At 33.3% G+C, this 16,910-nt stretch carries 15 protein-coding genes; 2 read left to right on the forward strand and 13 right to left on the reverse strand.

Annotated features, from left to right (window positions below):
- Positions 1 to 81: 81 nt before the first annotated feature.
- Positions 82 to 456, reverse strand: a complete 375-nt coding sequence (locus tag WC614_00845; GenBank protein ID MFA5031541.1) for an NINE protein — start codon at positions 454 to 456, stop codon at positions 82 to 84.
- A 269-nt stretch (positions 457 to 725) separates the two neighbouring features.
- On the opposite strand from WC614_00845, the gene WC614_00850 reads away from it, so the two are divergent.
- Together WC614_00850 and WC614_00855 are read left to right on the forward strand one after the other, a co-directional pair.
- A complete protein-coding gene (locus tag WC614_00850; protein MFA5031542.1) occupies positions 726 to 1,643 on the forward strand; it encodes a magnesium transporter CorA family protein in 918 nt (305 codons plus the stop codon).
- Positions 1,644 to 1,702: 59 nt separating this feature from the next.
- Positions 1,703 to 4,621: a hypothetical protein gene (locus WC614_00855; protein MFA5031543.1), complete on the forward strand. Its 2,919-nt coding sequence runs from the start codon at positions 1,703 to 1,705 to the stop codon at positions 4,619 to 4,621.
- Positions 4,622 to 4,623: 2 nt separating this feature from the next.
- On the opposite strand, the gene WC614_00860 is transcribed toward WC614_00855, so the two are convergent.
- The 12 genes from WC614_00860 to WC614_00915 all read right to left on the reverse strand — a co-directional run bounded on the left by WC614_00860 (position 4,624) and on the right by WC614_00915 (position 16,848).
- Positions 4,624 to 6,480, reverse strand: coding sequence for a hypothetical protein (locus tag WC614_00860; protein MFA5031544.1), 1,857 nt, complete (start codon positions 6,478 to 6,480; stop codon positions 4,624 to 4,626).
- A gap of 31 nt (positions 6,481 to 6,511) precedes the next feature.
- Positions 6,512 to 9,802 (reverse strand): translocation/assembly module TamB domain-containing protein, encoded by a 3,291-nt coding sequence (locus WC614_00865; protein ID MFA5031545.1) that lies wholly within the window; start codon positions 9,800 to 9,802, stop codon positions 6,512 to 6,514.
- Positions 9,803 to 9,908: 106 nt separating this feature from the next.
- The gene (locus WC614_00870) at positions 9,909 to 10,526 is read right to left on the reverse strand and encodes a lysophospholipid acyltransferase family protein (protein MFA5031546.1); all 618 of its coding nucleotides are present in this window, start codon (positions 10,524 to 10,526) and stop codon (positions 9,909 to 9,911) included.
- A gap of 42 nt (positions 10,527 to 10,568) precedes the next feature.
- Positions 10,569 to 11,753 carry a bifunctional phosphopantothenoylcysteine decarboxylase/phosphopantothenate--cysteine ligase CoaBC gene (gene coaBC / locus WC614_00875; GenBank protein ID MFA5031547.1) on the reverse strand — a complete coding sequence of 395 codons (1,185 nt, stop codon included), beginning with the start codon at positions 11,751 to 11,753 and terminating at the stop codon, positions 10,569 to 10,571.
- Positions 11,754 to 11,783: 30 nt separating this feature from the next.
- Positions 11,784 to 11,999 carry a hypothetical protein gene (locus WC614_00880; protein MFA5031548.1) on the reverse strand — a complete coding sequence of 72 codons (216 nt, stop codon included), beginning with the start codon at positions 11,997 to 11,999 and terminating at the stop codon, positions 11,784 to 11,786.
- A gap of 25 nt (positions 12,000 to 12,024) precedes the next feature.
- A complete protein-coding gene (gene gmk, locus WC614_00885) occupies positions 12,025 to 12,612 on the reverse strand; it encodes a guanylate kinase (protein ID MFA5031549.1) in 588 nt (195 codons plus the stop codon).
- Complete coding sequence (locus WC614_00890; protein ID MFA5031550.1) at positions 12,602 to 13,366, reverse strand: DUF1732 domain-containing protein; 765 nt, start codon at positions 13,364 to 13,366, stop codon at positions 12,602 to 12,604. The genes gmk and WC614_00890 overlap by 11 nt, the downstream gene beginning before the upstream one ends.
- A 7-nt stretch (positions 13,367 to 13,373) precedes the next feature.
- Entirely contained in the window at positions 13,374 to 13,811 is a 438-nt protein-coding gene (gene dtd, locus WC614_00895; protein MFA5031551.1) for a D-aminoacyl-tRNA deacylase, read from the reverse strand.
- Positions 13,771 to 14,436 (reverse strand): DJ-1/PfpI family protein, encoded by a 666-nt coding sequence (locus WC614_00900; protein MFA5031552.1) that lies wholly within the window; start codon positions 14,434 to 14,436, stop codon positions 13,771 to 13,773. Before WC614_00900 ends, dtd begins: the two co-directional genes overlap by 41 nt.
- 202 nt (positions 14,437 to 14,638) lie before the next feature.
- Positions 14,639 to 14,920, reverse strand: a complete 282-nt coding sequence (locus tag WC614_00905) for an HU family DNA-binding protein (GenBank protein MFA5031553.1) — start codon at positions 14,918 to 14,920, stop codon at positions 14,639 to 14,641.
- An 87-nt stretch (positions 14,921 to 15,007) separates the two neighbouring features.
- Positions 15,008 to 15,964, reverse strand: a complete 957-nt coding sequence (locus tag WC614_00910; GenBank protein ID MFA5031554.1) for an acetyl-CoA carboxylase carboxyltransferase subunit alpha — start codon at positions 15,962 to 15,964, stop codon at positions 15,008 to 15,010.
- Complete coding sequence (locus WC614_00915; GenBank protein ID MFA5031555.1) at positions 15,961 to 16,848, reverse strand: PorV/PorQ family protein; 888 nt, start codon at positions 16,846 to 16,848, stop codon at positions 15,961 to 15,963. Before WC614_00915 ends, WC614_00910 begins: the two co-directional genes overlap by 4 nt.
- Positions 16,849 to 16,910 lie beyond the last annotated feature (62 nt).

The following is a 16,910-nucleotide window of genomic DNA, read 5'->3' on the forward strand; positions in this document are numbered from 1 at the left end:
GATGATTACATTTTTTTTAAATACTGTCAAGAAAATACGGAATTAGAACCATCGCTCCCTTCTTACCTTATACTACAACTCTCAACAATTCTTTTCTAATTCATTACCGTTTGAATCTTTAATCTCATTGCAAGCTATTAAAATCATATCAATGAGCCACCATACTCCAAGTCCTCCTAAAGTAAGTATTTTCAAAACGCCTAATCCCGTATAACCAAGATAAAAACGGTCTATGCCTAACCCGCCAAGAAAAATAGAAAAAAGCAACGCGATTAACCACTGTTTTTCTCCTCTTTTCGAAAGTTTTACACCACATTTAGTACAAATCATAGCTACAGGAGTTGTTTCTGTGCCGCAATTCTGACAAAACTTATCTCCGTCCAGAGGTTTAACCCCGCAACCAATACATACTACCGCTTTATCTGAAAGTTCTTTTTTACAGTTTCTGCAATACATTTTGCCCTCTTAGTTGGACTTTTTTCCGTCAGGAAGATTATAGTCAAGCTCTTAGGAGTTTTACTCCTTAGAGATTGCTATCCCGCTTTGCGGGAATCCAACTTATCAGTGTCCCTGACTTAGTACCAACTTTTTACAATTTACATATACTTTTATCATTGTAAAGTTATTTTCTTTGTAAAACACTTCTATCAAACAATGGAATTACAATATATTTCTTGACAATAAGTTGATAAATTATAACTTAACACTAAGTTAATTGTAAAAATATGCTAAAAAAATACAGATTAGTTGAAAACAAAATTACGGAAGCTACGGATGAAAATAGCACTATCCTCTTATTTACGGACCCGGATGAAAATGATAGAAAACACCTTGTAGAAAACTATGGATTAGATGAACACACATTAAATTCCGCTTTGGACCCTGATGAAATATCAAGATTGGAAATTGACCCGCAATACACAACTATCATTTTCAAAAGACCTAAAAACTTTTCAAAAAAGGAGACCCTGTTATTTGGAGTTACTACTACCGGAATCTTCCTTTTTAAAGAAAAATTAATAATCCTTAACTCCGAAGATGTTGAGCTTTTTGAGGGCAAACATTTTGCAAAAGTTTCTTCTTTGACCGAAGTTATAATTAAACTAATTTACGGTTCCGTTTACCATTTCTTAGGACACTTGAAAGCTATTAATATGTTCTCCGATGAGCTTCAGGAAAAAATTAACCTTTCTATGGAAAATAAATACCTTATAAACCTGTTTGCGCTTGAAAAAAGTTTGGTTTATTACCTTAATGCCATAAACTCAAACAGTGTCCTCATTGAAAAGCTTAAAAATAGTTATACCAAAATAGACCTTTCTAAAGAACAATTAGAATATCTGGACGACATTTATGTTGAAAACAGCCAATGTTATAAACAGGCAGAAATTTATTCGAACATTCTTGCCAGTCTTATGGATGCACGTGCCAGCGTTATAAGCAATAATCTTAACGTCCTTATGAAAACCCTTACCATAATTACTATAAGTATTATGGTCCCCACTTTAGTCGTTTCGGTTTTTTCTATGAATGTAAAAATCCCGTTTCAGCAACATCCCTTTGCCTTCTGGATTATATTGGGCATAGCAATGAGTGCATTGTTTGGGTTTCTTTTTCTGTGGTATCGCCGCAAGTTGAAATAAATAACCTCTTAGTATTTAATTAAGTTGACAATTCTTAGGAGTCTTTTTATTTTCAATGTATGGTTGGAATTTTCTGTTTATTAATCATAAACTCTACAATTCGTTCTGACACTCTCCTCCCCCTTACTAAAGATTCGGCACTACTTAATCCCTTTTCCGGTTTAGAAAAAGAATATTATCATAGAAATTTTAAAAAGACCGATTCATTAACTGTAAATACCATATTATTAAAAGATTCCACCATAAATAAAACCACCGGTCTCTCCGACAGTGGGTTTATCAATCAAAATCTATCCGAAACTAATCAGACCTTTGCTTCAGAAATACCGTCAAATAAAAAACCAGGCAGTAAATTTTTCTTAAATGGCTCAAAAACGCTTGGAGTATCAATAGACTCAAGAAAAAATGTAGAATTCGACCAATCTACACAACTCAGCTTAAACGGTAATATGGGAAGTGAAATAAATGTTGAAGGCGTTTTGAGCGACGACAACCTCCCAATCCAACCCGAAGGAAGCACTCAAGAACTAAAACAGTTAGATGAGATGTATATAAAAATAAACAAAGGCAACTCCAAATTGAAATTCGGAGATATTAATTTTAATAACCAAACGCATTTTGGAACTCTGGACAGAGAGCTTGAAGGAATAACCGGCGAATTAGCGACTGACACAAAAAATCAAAACAAATCCAATATACTTTTGGGAGGCGCAATTTCAAAAGGCAAGTGGATTAAAAAAGAATTCCAGGGAAAATTTGGGAAACAGGGACCTTATGAACTCTCTTCTCAATATACGGTTATTGCAGGTTCTGAAAAAGTAGCACTAAACGGAAACTACCTCAAAAGAGGTAACGAATATACTATTGATTACTCCGATGGTTCTCTTACGTTTACAAACATTGTCCCGATAAAAGATGAAGACAAAATAATAATCTCTTTTCAAGAGAAAGAAGATGAATATAAAAATAGCGTGTATATGGCAAACGGGAAATTAAATAAATCAGGCACTCTAAAGGCAATGTTGTTTAAAGAAAAAGATATTATAGATGCTCGTCAACCTGTTAACTTTCAAGATATTTCTTACGATTCTCTCTACGGGTGGGTTTCAGGAGCCACATTTAAAGGAACAAATAAAGGTAGTTATACCAAAAAAGATAGTATTTATGAATATGCAGGCTACAATAAAGGTGATTATGAAATCGGATTTACTATGGTTAATAAAGGAGATTACAAATTTGACCCTTTCACTGGAGGATACAAATATGTAGGTAACGATAGCGGGGACTATATCCCAATGATTAAAACATCTTTGCCTCAAGATAAATTAGTTATGGATATTGACTACTCCTGTCAGGCAAAAGGCATCGATTTTACTCTTGCCGGCGGGGCAACACAATTTTCACCTAATACCTTAGGTCAATCTAATACAAATCAAAAAACAGGCAAAGCATTCCTTGCTAAAATTGAAACTAAGAAATCATTATGGGGCGCCGGCGTTAGCGCAAGAACTATTGACTCAACCTTCTACTTCCCGGGTACAACAGACACTCTTGACCGCGTATATGGTGAAGTTTTTGGGTCCGTAGCATCAATTACACCCCTCAGGTGCGGAATAGACGGAAAAATAACCAAAACGACTACGGATATTAAACCCCAATTAGGGATAACTCTCTCCCCGCATAAACTTCCTTCTCTATGCTATAAATATAATGGTGGAAAAACAAACAATACAAATGAATTTTTACTGTCTTATAAAATAAAAAGCGTTGAACCGTTTTGTAAATATAAGATAATAAAGTCTCAAACAGATACGTCTGGTTACAAAACAAGTAATGAATTGAAAGGGATAGGAATTCAAAACTCCATATTTAACATCGGAACAGAGGAGAATAAAAGTTTCAACACAAAAACTATTTCAAATAATATACGTATTACCAAAAACCCTATAGATTTGGCTTACATCTATACACAAAAATTTTATTCAGGAAATAAATATGTAGTCGACCTTGGGAATTTAAGAGTTAATACTAAAAATATAAACGTCGGGTATAATCTTTCCTCCTCGGAAGAACAACTTTTTCAGGAAGAATATTATGAAGTAGCCCCCGGGAAAGGCAGTTTCAGTAGAGACTCTCTCACAGGCACATATTACCAGAATTATCATGGCAATTACGAGAAAAAATTAGTCCCCTCCGGGAATTCTTCAATTCATAAAAATTTTCAATTTGCTAATTCATTCGCTTTTTCTCCAAGCACTAATATCATAATGAGAATTGGAAACATTAAGCGAGGGGAAGGAAGTAAAGTATTATTCTGGGAAAGAACAAATGATGCCTTTGACGATAGAAATCAAACTAATTATGGAATACAAGCAGGAATTGTTAGTTTAACATATACGGAAGAAGATTACAGGGAGAATAAACTATATAACACCCCAACTTGTGGCAAACAGGGAATATGGCTAACAGAAGCAAAATATAAAAAAATAACATTTAATTATACCAACAAAACCGTACAGAATTACAGAAATAACATTCGTATATGGAAAGAAGAGGCAAATACGGCAGGAATCGGAAGAAACATACTTAATAAACCTATATTATACTTATCCATTCAGTCTGAAACTAGAAATGTTAGTTTAAGCGAAGAATCTCCTCAATACAACTTTTACGGTTACAATGTAGAACCTTCTTTTACTTATGAAATAATAAGAAATTCATTGGCAGGAAATAATAATAACTTTGAAGTCCCTGCTACGCTGGGATGTAGATTTAAAGTAACACACTGGTTGGGAAATAACCAGATACCTTTGACTATCAACGCCATTTATCCATCCGGAATAACTCTTGATTGGGACGCGAATATAACGATCATCGGAAAAATGAACACTAATTATATTATTAGCTACCAGGGAAATAAAACGCCCACCTACCCGACAGACCATAAACTAAATGCTCAAGTACAATTGAATTTTTAATCCTATCTTTTCCTGCGAATAAACCACTCTATAGATAACAATGAAACTATAAACAATAACGTTATCCACCGGTATGCCGGATAGAAAAGTATTTTATTATTTATCGCGCTTAATTTTATATTCTCAAGTTCTTTTATATCTTCTATATACCTTCCCCCCGAAACATCTGCCAATGCACGCAAAAGTGTTTCATCGGAAGCAAGAGTCTGTAATTCGCCGTTACTTATCACACTAAAATTCCCTACAATAGAATCTTTTACAGTTTCAAAAGTATCTTTCTGAATTGCTTTATATTTATACTCCCCGGGGGATAAAAAATCTAAGAACCCTTCATATTTGCCATTCCCTATGGAATAAAGTGGAACATTGAGCCCGGGACCCGTTTCTAAGGATTGTATTTTAATTATAATTTTACTGTTTTCGCACGGGAAACCTTTTTCATCATAAGGATACGCATTAAAAATTATTCTCTTGCCTGCTTCATAAGTCGGTTGTAAATTCATATATAATTTCGACTCGCGTCCCAATGCAAATCTAACTAATTTATCCCAGAATTTTACTTCAGAGCGCGGAATACCCCCAAATTGCGTTGATAGATTCCATCTCCATATATCTTTTGCCGCAATATGTATCACCTTCCTGTGTTGATATGTCCACTCTGCAATCACAGGATCGCCTTGTTTATCATCGGACAAGCCGGAAATATTACACAAAACTCTTGCCCCGCTTTTTATTCCTTTCACTGCATAAATCTCTTTTAAGGGCGGGAGTATTTTTTCACCGAATATTGATATTTCATTAACCTGAATGAGAGATTGCGCTTCAATAATTTTTTTATTCTCTATAAACATTGGAGATATATTTTGTTCCCCTTCCCCAATAATAATTACTCCTGTTTTTGCGTTTATAAATGGCTCTATGTCAGGATAATTAAAATTTTCTATTATAACTACATCATAATCAGGGTTAATATAGGGTTTGCTAATAATTCCATTTTTAGAAATATATTTATTCTCTTCTATTTTTATGTTCCAATCAAACTCAATAGAAGTATCCGCAATAAGCTCTTGTTTTACAAACTTAAAATTCCATGTAGGCAAACTACTGAACCAACCGACTTTTATTTCCGGTTTAATAAGTTTTATTTTAATTTCCCTTCTATTATTCTCGTAATTTGCCTCATCTTTTAACTCGGGAACAGTAACCTCGTAAGAATACTCCCCTGCTTCTTTTTCATTAACATAAAATTCTAATTCTGTTTTTTTGTTGTCCGGCGAAAATAATACTTTTTTCTGTTGCACTAAATACCCGTTTTGTTTCAGTAAAACCTGAATTTCATGGTTGATAAAACCTGTATTATCAATAATAGGTTTTATATAAATGCCATTACCCACATAGGCTATCTTGTTGTAATTAATCTCTGATATAGCAATATCTTTCCGGTTTGAATCATCGTTTTTAACAGAATATATAGGTATTCTTTTATCCCTTGCTATATCAATAGGATCAATACCACTATTGTTCCCCCCATCCGAAAATAAAATATATGCATATGGAGTCTGGCTTAAATTAAGCGCATTGGCAATATTGGTTTCATTTCCCTCCGCAATTATGGAATATCCTGTCCCGGCATTCTTTATAGGGTATGCTCTACTATCAAATCCATATATTTTTTTCTTTACTTTAATATACGGCAATGCTTTTTTTATTTTGTCAATTCTGTTACTTATGCTCATTGATTTTGAAGTATCAATCAAAACCAATACCCATGGCTTTCTAAAAGAAAATACTCTAAAGGGTTGATTAAAAATGCAAGCCAGCAGTAATAAAATAGAAAAAATTCTTAGAAATCTTGTCATTTGGTTTGAAGTAAACTTTTAGAGTAAAGAATTAATATCTCAATATTAATTTCATACCTACCCTATTCACATCTTCTTTTCTTTCAGCGACAATCGCGCCATATTTCCATGGAGTATATTCTACTTTAAATTCTTGTTTTGAAATCGCAAAAAGGTCATTTGTATAATTTATATATAAATCTTTTAAAACATACTTCCCTACATTAAATCTCGCCCTTTTTTCTCCAAATAATTCCGGTTCCAAATTCAACACATCTACCCCCACCTGTTGCCTTAATTCGTTCAGAATGCCGGTTTTTCTGAAAAGATAATAAGATGTAACCTTGTTTCCTACAACTTGTTGATAACGAGCAGATTCAAACTTAAAAAGATCGCTTGCCTTCATATTCAAAGAAAGCAAACTATATATATCCTCATTTGACATTGGAGGATTAGACGAAGGTATCATTTTAGGCTCTCTCAAAGTCCCACTTACATTTACAATTATAGTTATAGTATCCTGCACAATATTTTTGGTAGTATCTGCCCCAATATTGTTATTTTTCTCCGAAGTATAATTAACTGTGGTCGAAGCAGAAATATTGATTATCGGATTAAGTTCCGAATTTGTAAACCTAATCTCTCCCGTATCAATCTTAAATGGTCTATCAATGTAATAAAAAGATCCGTTTTTTACCGACGCATTCCCGGCGATAAAAAACTCATTTCCTATTTTACGAGGTCTAACATTGCCTGATAATTCGGCATCTAACATTGTATTTTTTATCCATACTTTATCCGGAAAATCTATTTCCAGGTCATAATCCATAGGACTTTGAAGGTTAACTGACTTCGTCGTTCCAAATTCTGTGCCAATTTCAGCTTCTTTTATTTTTATAATTCCGGATACCTTTGGTTTTTTCAAAGAACCCGTTAGGGCAAGAGAAGCTGAAATCTTCGCGCTTATGTCTTCTATATTTTTTAATTCTAAATTATTCATACGAATAGCCATATTGACTTCTTCCGACATTTTTACATTTCCGGTTAGACTGACATCCCCATCTTTAGTCTTTGCCGTAAAAGAATTTATAACTATTTTATCTCCATCAAATTTTAATTTTATATCAGGATGCGTTAGTTTTGTATCAGTAGTCCTTATCTTAAAAGCTTCCCCATTTATTCCAATATTTCCATATATTGTAGGCGTTTTATAAGATCCGGAAATTACCAATTTGCCATTTATCTTACAATTTTCTAACTCGCAAAAATCTCTATACATATAAGAAAACTCATTTTCAATATTTACAACGTTTAGATTCAGTTTTATTTGTTTATCGCTCGTTTTAAAAGACTTCGCCATAGGCAACTCCCCATCTAATGAAATAGAACGAGACCCTCTTGTTAAGTTGCCTGTCTCTATATAAAATATTTCATCTTTATACATACCTTTAAAAACTATCTCATTCGCTATCATGGTTTTATATGAAAAATTACTTACATAAATATTTAAATCTATTTGCGGATTAGTAGGCGTACCTTTTATATTGCTTTTTAACTCACATATTCCGGATAGCGAATCTGCCAGATTATGCAAATCTATTTTACTGCTCTGTAATGCAATATTTAATAAAGTCTTTGAAACCATACCATTTAGATAAAATAAAGATTTATTTACCAAAATATTCCAATCTTCTATTTCTATTTTATTAAGTGCTAATTTAAAAGTCATATTCCCTTCATTTGTAACCTTCACTTTTGGAGAATAAAAAAGAAACTCCGTTCCGGTAAAAGACAGCCCATCCCCATTGCCATTAAATTTCAAACCTGCTTCTTTCCCCTCGGCTAAAACCTTAAATTGTGTCTTTCCCCCCTCGGCTTTTACTATCGCTTTACAATTATTAAGTTCGTTATTATATAGATCCATATTTACAATATCAATTTCTGCTTCGCCTTCCGGTTTAAATAAACTATTGAATCTTATATTTCCTGAAATATATTCACTTTCAATTTTATCAAATTTAAATCCCTTCACATAGAAACTTCCCAATAATACAGGGTCTCTGGGGTTGCCGTTTATGATAAAGTCGAAATTTGTTACCCCACTAATACTGGAGTTAAAATTAGGCAACCCTACTTTTCTACCTGAGATTAAAAGATTGCATTTTTCCTGATTAATATTTCCCGTTATTTTGACTTCGGTTTCCTTTTGCTTCGCTTCAAAATTTTTAATTTCAACGTCAGGCATATCAGTGTGTTTTCCGGATTGTTTGATTCCCATAAGACAAACTAAAGATTCCAATGGAAATCCCATTATTGAACCTGATGAATTAAGAACTATTTGAGCTTCTTTGCCTTCTCCGATAACTTCTACTTTCCCGACTAAGTCGGAACGTATGTTTTTATTAAAAACGGACAAATCTATGTTTTGCCCGATTAAATTTGCATTATAAGAAGAAAGATTTCCATTAAGATTTACAACGGCCATCCCACTGCAAAACATTTTTCCAAGGCTCCATTTGTTTATCTTTAATTGTAATTCGGAATTGTAATAAGCTATGTCTGATACAATGTCTCCAATATAGTTCTTTTTATAATTCAAATCTTTTATTTTTGCTTCTGCCGTTAATATGGTATCTATGCCTTTCATCTTTAAAAAAGCCGTTAAAGTTACTTTTCCGGATACATCTTTTATAATATCTTTTAAAGATAAATCTTTTGTGCTCAAGTTAAATTCCTTAATATTAGACGAGACCTTACCTCTCACTTCTATCGATGTGTTTCCAGAATTTACGGATAACTTGTTTATTGTAACTACTGTATCAACTAAATTTATGTCCCCTTTTGCATTTTTTAGATTAATAGGCATTCCTTTTGAATTAAAAAATAAGTCTCCGGACGAAATTTTAACATTTAATCCCGATTCAATTTTTGCCAGCTTGCCTGTAATGTTGATAAACTTGATTGTATCGCTCGAAGGTACAATTATGGTCATGCCGTTGAATATTCTTATTTTATCGACTTCGAAAGGAAATGTTATTTTACTAATTTCTTTGCCGGGGGTTGTTATTAAATCATTGATTTCTATTAAACTTATATTTTTTCTAATTATATAAATCGGTGTATAATAAACGGATACTTTTTTTGCATTTGCAATTTCACCGTAACTTACATCTTTTAATACAACTTTATTAAAGATATCGCTTTCTATTTGTGCATAAGTTATTTTATATTTTCTTAAAACTCTTGTTAATGTCCGCTCAAAAATCAATCTCCCGTTGATAACTATTGCAATTAAAACAATTAACAATACTCCACAAATAACTAACGTTATTATTTTTTTCATATTTTACAAGCAACGAAGATTATATTAATCAGGTTTTGAATTTTTTCAAGTAAAAACTATGTTTTGAACAAAATCTTTTTAGATAGAGGATTAATTACTATATTTATTACGCATTTAAAGTAATAAATTTTTGTTTTATTGCTTGCTCCGCATCCTTATTTACCTTAATTAACTCATCTTCAAATTGTTTCCTGGTTTCTTCATCACATTTTTTTACAAAAAATGGTTTGCCTATATTAATAACACATCTTGCAAAAGGAAGTGGTAATTGAAACTTGTCCCAGCTGTTAAATTCTATATATTTTGATAGTCTTACTCCAACAGGCACAATTGCTAATCCTGACAATTCGGAGATCTTTATTATACCTATCTTTACGATATTCCTCGGTCCCCTTGGCCCATCCGTTGCAAATGCAATCGAACTCGTCGATAATTTCAAAAGTTCAAGTGTTCCGCTTATGGCATGAGCCCCTCTGCTTGAACCTCTTATTACTTTGTAACCAAGCGAAACAGCTGTCCTTGATAAATATTCACCATCTTTATGTGCTGAAACCAGCAATGCAACATTTTCTTTCCTGAACGGATAGATTAAAGAGAAAAAACTGTTGTGCCAGAAAGTATATATCGCTCTGCTTTTAGACACTTCTCCGATTATCTTAAAACGAAGTGTTTTTGTTATAACAATAACCAGTGCAAATATTAATTTACTCAAAAAATTAATCATTGTTAATTAAACATTGAATTCACAAAAGGATATTTAATGGCTTTAAACGGTTTTGGAAGATGATATATATTCCTCGATTATCCAATTCAATACTTTACTTGCAGCTTCTTTTTTAGAAAGCAAAGGAAGTTTTTTTACTCTCATATTCTTATTTATCAAAGTAAGCTGTGTATCCGATGCGGAAATAGTACTCACATCATTCAAAATTATAAGATCTAGTAACTTAGATTTTAATTTAGATTTAGCATTTTCAATGTGATTATTACTTTCCAACGCAAAACCAACGGTAAATAATTTTTTATTTTTAGCTTTCGTAAGCTTTAATATATCAGGAGTAGCTTGAAATTTTATAGATAGTGAATTATGAGAACTTTTTATTTTCTTTGCAGAATACGATGCGGGAGCATAATCTACTACGGCAGCTGCCATTATCAATATATCCGCACGAGAAGCACATTTTAATGTTTCATTTTTTAATTCTTCTGTAGTTTTTATCTTTATCACTTCTACGTTTGGCGAAGTAATTGCAGTTGGCCCGGAAATAAGAGTTACATTAGCCCCTTGAAACTTTGCAGCACGGGCTAATTCATATCCCATTGTTCCGGAAGAATTATTTGTTATGCATCTTACCGGATCCAAGTAAGATTCAGTCTTGCCGGCAGTAATAACAACTTTTTTACCCGAAAACTTTTTTGAAGTATTTAAAAGACAAAGAGCTTCTTCTACAATAAACTCAGTACAGGGAAATCTTCCTTTCCCAATATCCAGAGTAGCAAGCGCTCCTGTATCCGGTTCTAAAAAGTAGTATCCATATTTTTTTAATTTCTTGATATTATCAACAAGTATCAGATTTTCCCACATTGCCGAGTTCATAGAAGGAACAAAAAGCACAGGGCACTTTGAAGCTGCAATTACACAACTTAATAAGTCGTCTGCTATACCATTTGCTATTTTTCCTATAAAATTATAAGTGGCAGGTGCTACAATTATAAGATCTGCCTTAGCCAATTCAATATGTACGGGAGTTTTACGAGGCGCAAAAAGGTCTGTTAAGACATCATTCCCGGAAAGAGTAGAAAAAGATAACGGCTGAATAAATTTTGTAGCATCTTCGGTAAGAATACAAATAACGTCTATATCCTGATGTTGTTTTTTAAAACACCTAACCACATCAAGAGACTTATAGGCAGCAATACCCCCTGTTACACCAAATACAATTCTAGACATAAATAAGTTTAACCGGCTTCTTAACTACCCTCAGGGAAGTTTTATATCCTTTTCAGGAACTGCTTCCGGCAAGACTACAGTCTTTCCTAAAAGCATTTTATCAACAGCTTTAAAAATTGCTTTATTAGGAGTATCCCCGGTAAGTTCTACGCCGTGTTTTGCTTCTACTATTAATTTGTTAAGACCTTCGTATTTATTTTTAAACTCTCCCCATACCAGGTCTATAGAAACGAATTTTTCTTCCATAAATTAATCCTCTCTTTTTCTTTAATTAAACAACTAATCTTGTTATTTTACATTCTTCTGCTCTAATTATACTGACAATTTTAGCTATTGCTTCGTGAATATTATTATTAACAACAGCGTAATCAAATTCTCCAATATGAGAAATTTCCACCTCTGCCAATTCCAACCTTTTATCTATATCTTTTTCACCTCCTCCCCTATTAAATAATCTTATCTTAAGTTCTTCTAGGGATGGAGGCAAAATAAATATATTAACACTATTGGAGTAAATAGATTTTATAGACTTTGCCCCCTGAATATCCAAATCCATTAAAACTTTATATCCATCCGATAAACTGTTATTCAAGGTTTCTTTTAGTGTTCCATAATAATTGTCATAAACTTTTGCATACTCACAAAACTTATCATCCTTTATCCAATCTTTAAAAACTGTTTCCGGGACAAAATAATAATCTTTATCCGGAACTTCTTTATTTCTTGGTTTTCGCGTAGTAACTGAAATAGAGTATTTCATATCGGAAAAACTATCAAGTAGATATTTAGCCAATGTTGTTTTTCCGCATCCGGATGGAGCGGTAAGAACCACAGGGAAAACCACTTTTTTATCTAACATTTTCCATTTGCTCCCTTATTTTTTCAATTTCGTCTTTCAATTTCACTATAAGCGTAGCAACAGACGAATCTTTTGTTTTAGATGCTATGGTATTACACTCTCTTTGCATTTCCTGAAGTAAAAATACACAATACTTACCGGATACGCCGGCACTTGATATATTTCGCTTCAATGCCTTAAAATGAGTCTCAAATCTCATTTGTTCCTCGCTAAAATCTTCTTTATTTAGTTCCGAGCTAGTCTGAATCTTTTTCATCCTTTTCGCTTCTAAAACGGGAGCTTTTCGTTTTATGGAATCAAAAAACTTATCAATTTGTTTTAAATGACTATTTATATCTTTAAGTGTCTTTGCGCCTTCTTCTATTCTGGCTTTAATAAGAGCATTTATTGCTCCAGTTACAACTTTTTGTATTATACTCCATTGTGGAGCTATTTCTTTTTTAAATGGTAAAAACAATTCTATCGGGATATCAGAGTTAAGTTTAAGATTTTTTTGCAAGTCAATAAGAAAATTATAATGAGCTTTTGCTTGTTTTAGATCAGTTTTAATATCGGGCGCTTCTATAAAAATCCTTAAATATACCATACCCCTGACAATACGTTCTCTAAGAAGTTGTCTTAGCTTTATTTCATAAGGAGACAAACAAGAAGGTATAAAAATATTCGCATCAAAAAATCTATGATTTAAGCTTTTTAATTCGCAACGAATATTGCGAAAACAATACTCCCCATACCCGGTCATTGATTGTATCATATATCTTTTAATCTGAAAGCATAAAAGTTACAGGGCCATCGTTCAAAAGCGAAATCGCCATACTTGCGCCAAATACTCCTTCTTTTACGTTTATACCCATTTCTTTTATATTTTTTATAAATGCTTTATAAAGCTCCAGAGCATTTTCCCCTTTTTCGGCATTATCAAAAGCAGGTCTTAATCCTTTTTTGCAATCGGCACATAATGTAAACTGTGAGATCACAAGAACTTCGCCTTTTATATCAATTACTGAAAGATTTAACTTCCCTTGATGATCATCAAATATTCTTAGATTTAAACACTTATTCCCAAGTTTTTTACAAATGTCTACATCATCATCTTTTTCTATTCCCAGAAATACCAAGATTCCTTTTCCTATGTGAGAAATGATTTTTCCATTTACTTCACAACTTGCCTTCGTTACTCTCTGTATCAATAATTTCATGTTCTTGAGATAAGTTCCTTTTTAACAGCAGCCGAACTATTGCTTCTGCGAAAGGTTTTGAAACTTCCGGACTGTTTGCCGTTACAATGTTTCCGCTTGTTTCGACATCTTTACTCGTAAGTATGACTCGTTCTTCTTTGAAAATGTTTTTGGTTTCCTTGTCTTCCCAAACTGTAGCTCTAGTGTTTGCCAACGTTCCGGCACGGGCAAGGATTATGGGAGCAAAACAAATGGCACCTATTACCTTTTTCTTATTAAATGCAAGGTTTATTATGCTATGCAGATATTTATTATCCCAGTAGTCTCTTGCGCCTCCACCTCCAATAAATACAAGAGCATCAAAATTAAGAGGGTTTATAGAATCCAGAAGAATGTCCGGTTTAATTTTCATCTCCAGCATGCCTTTCGCTATAGTCGTGTCTGAAGAAGCAATTGTGGACGTAGCGCCTAATTTTTCAAACATATTTTTAGAGATTTTAAGTTCTTCGTCTCTAAAATTTCTATGAGAAATCACAAAAAGTACCTTCTTACCACTTAATGGCTTAAGCGTAGAATCTATATCAGATAAGGGGTCAATTATTGGGTTAGACAGAGCCAAGAAAAAGCTCAATACAATTATAACCATATTAACACCTCCCCTAATTCTTAATGCATCCTGCTGTTAAAGCACTTTATATAAATAAAACCACTTTATACAACAAATCAGTTCGTAAAAAGATTAATGGCCGGTCTTGAGTTTCTTTACATGTCGACCTAACTTCCTTCTCTTTTTACGCTTATGGGTCGCAATTTTACGATGTTTACGCTTTCTTCCACAAGGCATAATATTATTTACTCCTTTTTTTAAATAAAAACTTGCTCGCTTTAAATACAGGCACGGTCCTTTCCGGTACTTTCACTGCCACACCTGTCTTTGGATTTCTTGCTTGCTTCGGGCCTCTATGTTTAGCATAGAATATCCCAAATTTTCTTAACTCTACCTTATTCCCAGACATAATACATTCCGATATTTCACACAAAAAAGAATTTACAACAACCCCAACCTCATTTCTATTAATTCCTGTAACTTTAGAGATTCGAGAAATTAAATCTTTTTTAGTTTTAGTCATATAAACTTATCTTCTTCAATACCCTACTTTTAGTGTTTTGTCAAAAGTTTTTTTTACCAATTAATTTAGGAACAAAGAATCTTTAATTCAGGCTTTATTATGATCATAGATTCCCATAGCCTTGAATTTCTTAACTCTATTTTTAACTAATATTTCCGGTGGGGTAGAAAGCAAAGGTTCCAATTTTCCTAAAATAGTTTGTTTTAATGTTTTTGCCGTTTCTTCGGGATTGCAATGAGCTCCTCCTGTTGGTTCAGGAACAATTTCATCTATTACGCCAAGCTCTAACAAATCTTTTGCCGTAATACGAAGAGCTTTTGCCGCTTCGGCCGATTTATTTGCATCACGCCATAAAATAGATGCACAACCTTCAGGCGAAATTACAGAATAAAAAGCGTATTCCTGCATCAAAACAACGTCTGCTACCGCAATTCCCAATGCACCACCTGACCCGCCTTCTCCAGTTACTATTGCTATTATTGGAACTTTCAATGCACTCATTTCTCTCAGATTATACGCAATAGCTTGAGCTTGTCCACGCTCTTCTGCTCCAATACCGGGATAAGCACCTGCTGTATCTATTAAACTAATAATCGGTCTTTTAAACTTTTCTCCCAATTTCATAATCCGCATTGCTTTTCTATAACCTTCGGGGTTAGCCATTCCAAAATTACGATACATGCGCTCTTTAGTACTTCTGCCCTTTTCATGCCCTACAAGAACAACCGGCTTATTATCTATTTTACCCATACCGGCAATAATAGCAGGGTCGTCACGGAAACATCCATCACCATGTAATTCAAAGAATTCGCTGAACATTAACTTAATATAATCCGAAGTGTACGGTCTATTGGGATGTCGTGCAAGTTGAACCCTTTGCCAGGAAGTTAAATTTGAATAAATCTTTTGACTCAACGTATTAATTTCATCTTCCAGCTTTTTTATGTCTTCCTTGACATTTCCACCTTCGGAAGCAGTAAGTCGTAAGCTTTCAAGCTTCTCGCGAAGTTCAACTATTGGACGTTCAAAATCAAGCCAAATCATTTTGTAATTGTAAAAATATGAGTTGGTCCCAAACCAATCCCATAAGGTTTAAATGCATAATCAATATGCAAGTTTTTCAAATTTATTCCAAGACCTGTAGTAAAATTTTCCGTTCTATTGTCAAGTATATAACCTATTCTTAAGTCAAGAAAATCATTAAGTTTGTATTCGGCACCTATGTTGTTTAGTAATTTAGTATACACATACTTACTCGTCTCAATAGATAATAACAGTCTATTCTTTTCATAACCTGCTCCAATTCTCCATACAAAAGGTATTCTTATAGAATCAATAGAAGGCCCTATATTATTAAAAACCATAGCAACTTTTAATTGAGGGAGTAATGAATAACTACATCCGAAATCTGCTGCCCATCCTTTAAAGTCATAAATATATATTTTTTCATAAAGAGTTTTAAGCGTTACTCCCACATTTAATTGTGCATTTATATTCCTTGCATAAGTAATACCTGCTAAATAATTAAATGCTCCAAATTCTCCTACAGTAGCTTGTTGTTCATTACGTAGTTCCATACCATCTATAAACATACCATTGAATGTAATCCCGTAAGCATTTGAATTATGTTTCATGGTAGCCCCTACAAATTCTTGTCTGATTCCCATAAAATGTTGAGTGTGCGAAAAACTTGCGTGCCAGTTATCGTTTTCTATAATTCCAGCAGGATTTAATAAATTTGCTGTTGGATCCTGAACTACGGCAATACAAGCATTTCCCATTGCGATATCTCTTGCCCCTACAGGTAATTCAAGCCAGGATAAACCGGAAACTTCTTCTTTAGCCCAGAATTCATGCCACCATAAATCTGCATAAACTCTCACATTAAATAAAGAAACAAATAAGAAGATAAATATTTTAATCAACATATTTAGTTTGATGATAAGGTATACATTAAATATTGTCAATAGAATTTGTTATGTCTATTAAT

Source organism: bacterium (assembly GCA_041649255.1).
Lineage (GTDB): Bacteria > Hydrothermota > UBA3073 > JACQXS01 > JAQTXJ01 > JAQTXJ01.

Coding starts and splice junctions, on each gene's coding strand:
- WC614_00845 (MFA5031541.1), bottom strand. CDS start 456: ATGTATTGCAGAAACTGTAAAAAAGAACTTTCAGATAAAGCGGTAGTA.
- WC614_00850 (MFA5031542.1), top strand. CDS start 726: ATGCTAAAAAAATACAGATTAGTTGAAAACAAAATTACGGAAGCTACG.
- WC614_00855 (MFA5031543.1), top strand. CDS start 1,703: ATGGTTGGAATTTTCTGTTTATTAATCATAAACTCTACAATTCGTTCT.
- WC614_00860 (MFA5031544.1), bottom strand. CDS start 6,480: ATGACAAGATTTCTAAGAATTTTTTCTATTTTATTACTGCTGGCTTGC.
- WC614_00865 (MFA5031545.1), bottom strand. CDS start 9,802: ATGAAAAAAATAATAACGTTAGTTATTTGTGGAGTATTGTTAATTGTT.
- WC614_00870 (MFA5031546.1), bottom strand. CDS start 10,526: ATGATTAATTTTTTGAGTAAATTAATATTTGCACTGGTTATTGTTATA.
- coaBC (MFA5031547.1), bottom strand. CDS start 11,753: ATGTCTAGAATTGTATTTGGTGTAACAGGGGGTATTGCTGCCTATAAG.
- WC614_00880 (MFA5031548.1), bottom strand. CDS start 11,999: ATGGAAGAAAAATTCGTTTCTATAGACCTGGTATGGGGAGAGTTTAAA.
- gmk (MFA5031549.1), bottom strand. CDS start 12,612: ATGTTAGATAAAAAAGTGGTTTTCCCTGTGGTTCTTACCGCTCCATCC.
- WC614_00890 (MFA5031550.1), bottom strand. CDS start 13,366: ATGATACAATCAATGACCGGGTATGGGGAGTATTGTTTTCGCAATATT.
- dtd (MFA5031551.1), bottom strand. CDS start 13,811: ATGAAATTATTGATACAGAGAGTAACGAAGGCAAGTTGTGAAGTAAAT.
- WC614_00900 (MFA5031552.1), bottom strand. CDS start 14,436: ATGGTTATAATTGTATTGAGCTTTTTCTTGGCTCTGTCTAACCCAATA.
- WC614_00905 (MFA5031553.1), bottom strand. CDS start 14,920: ATGACTAAAACTAAAAAAGATTTAATTTCTCGAATCTCTAAAGTTACA.
- WC614_00910 (MFA5031554.1), bottom strand. CDS start 15,964: ATGATTTGGCTTGATTTTGAACGTCCAATAGTTGAACTTCGCGAGAAG.
- WC614_00915 (MFA5031555.1), bottom strand. CDS start 16,848: ATGTTGATTAAAATATTTATCTTCTTATTTGTTTCTTTATTTAATGTG.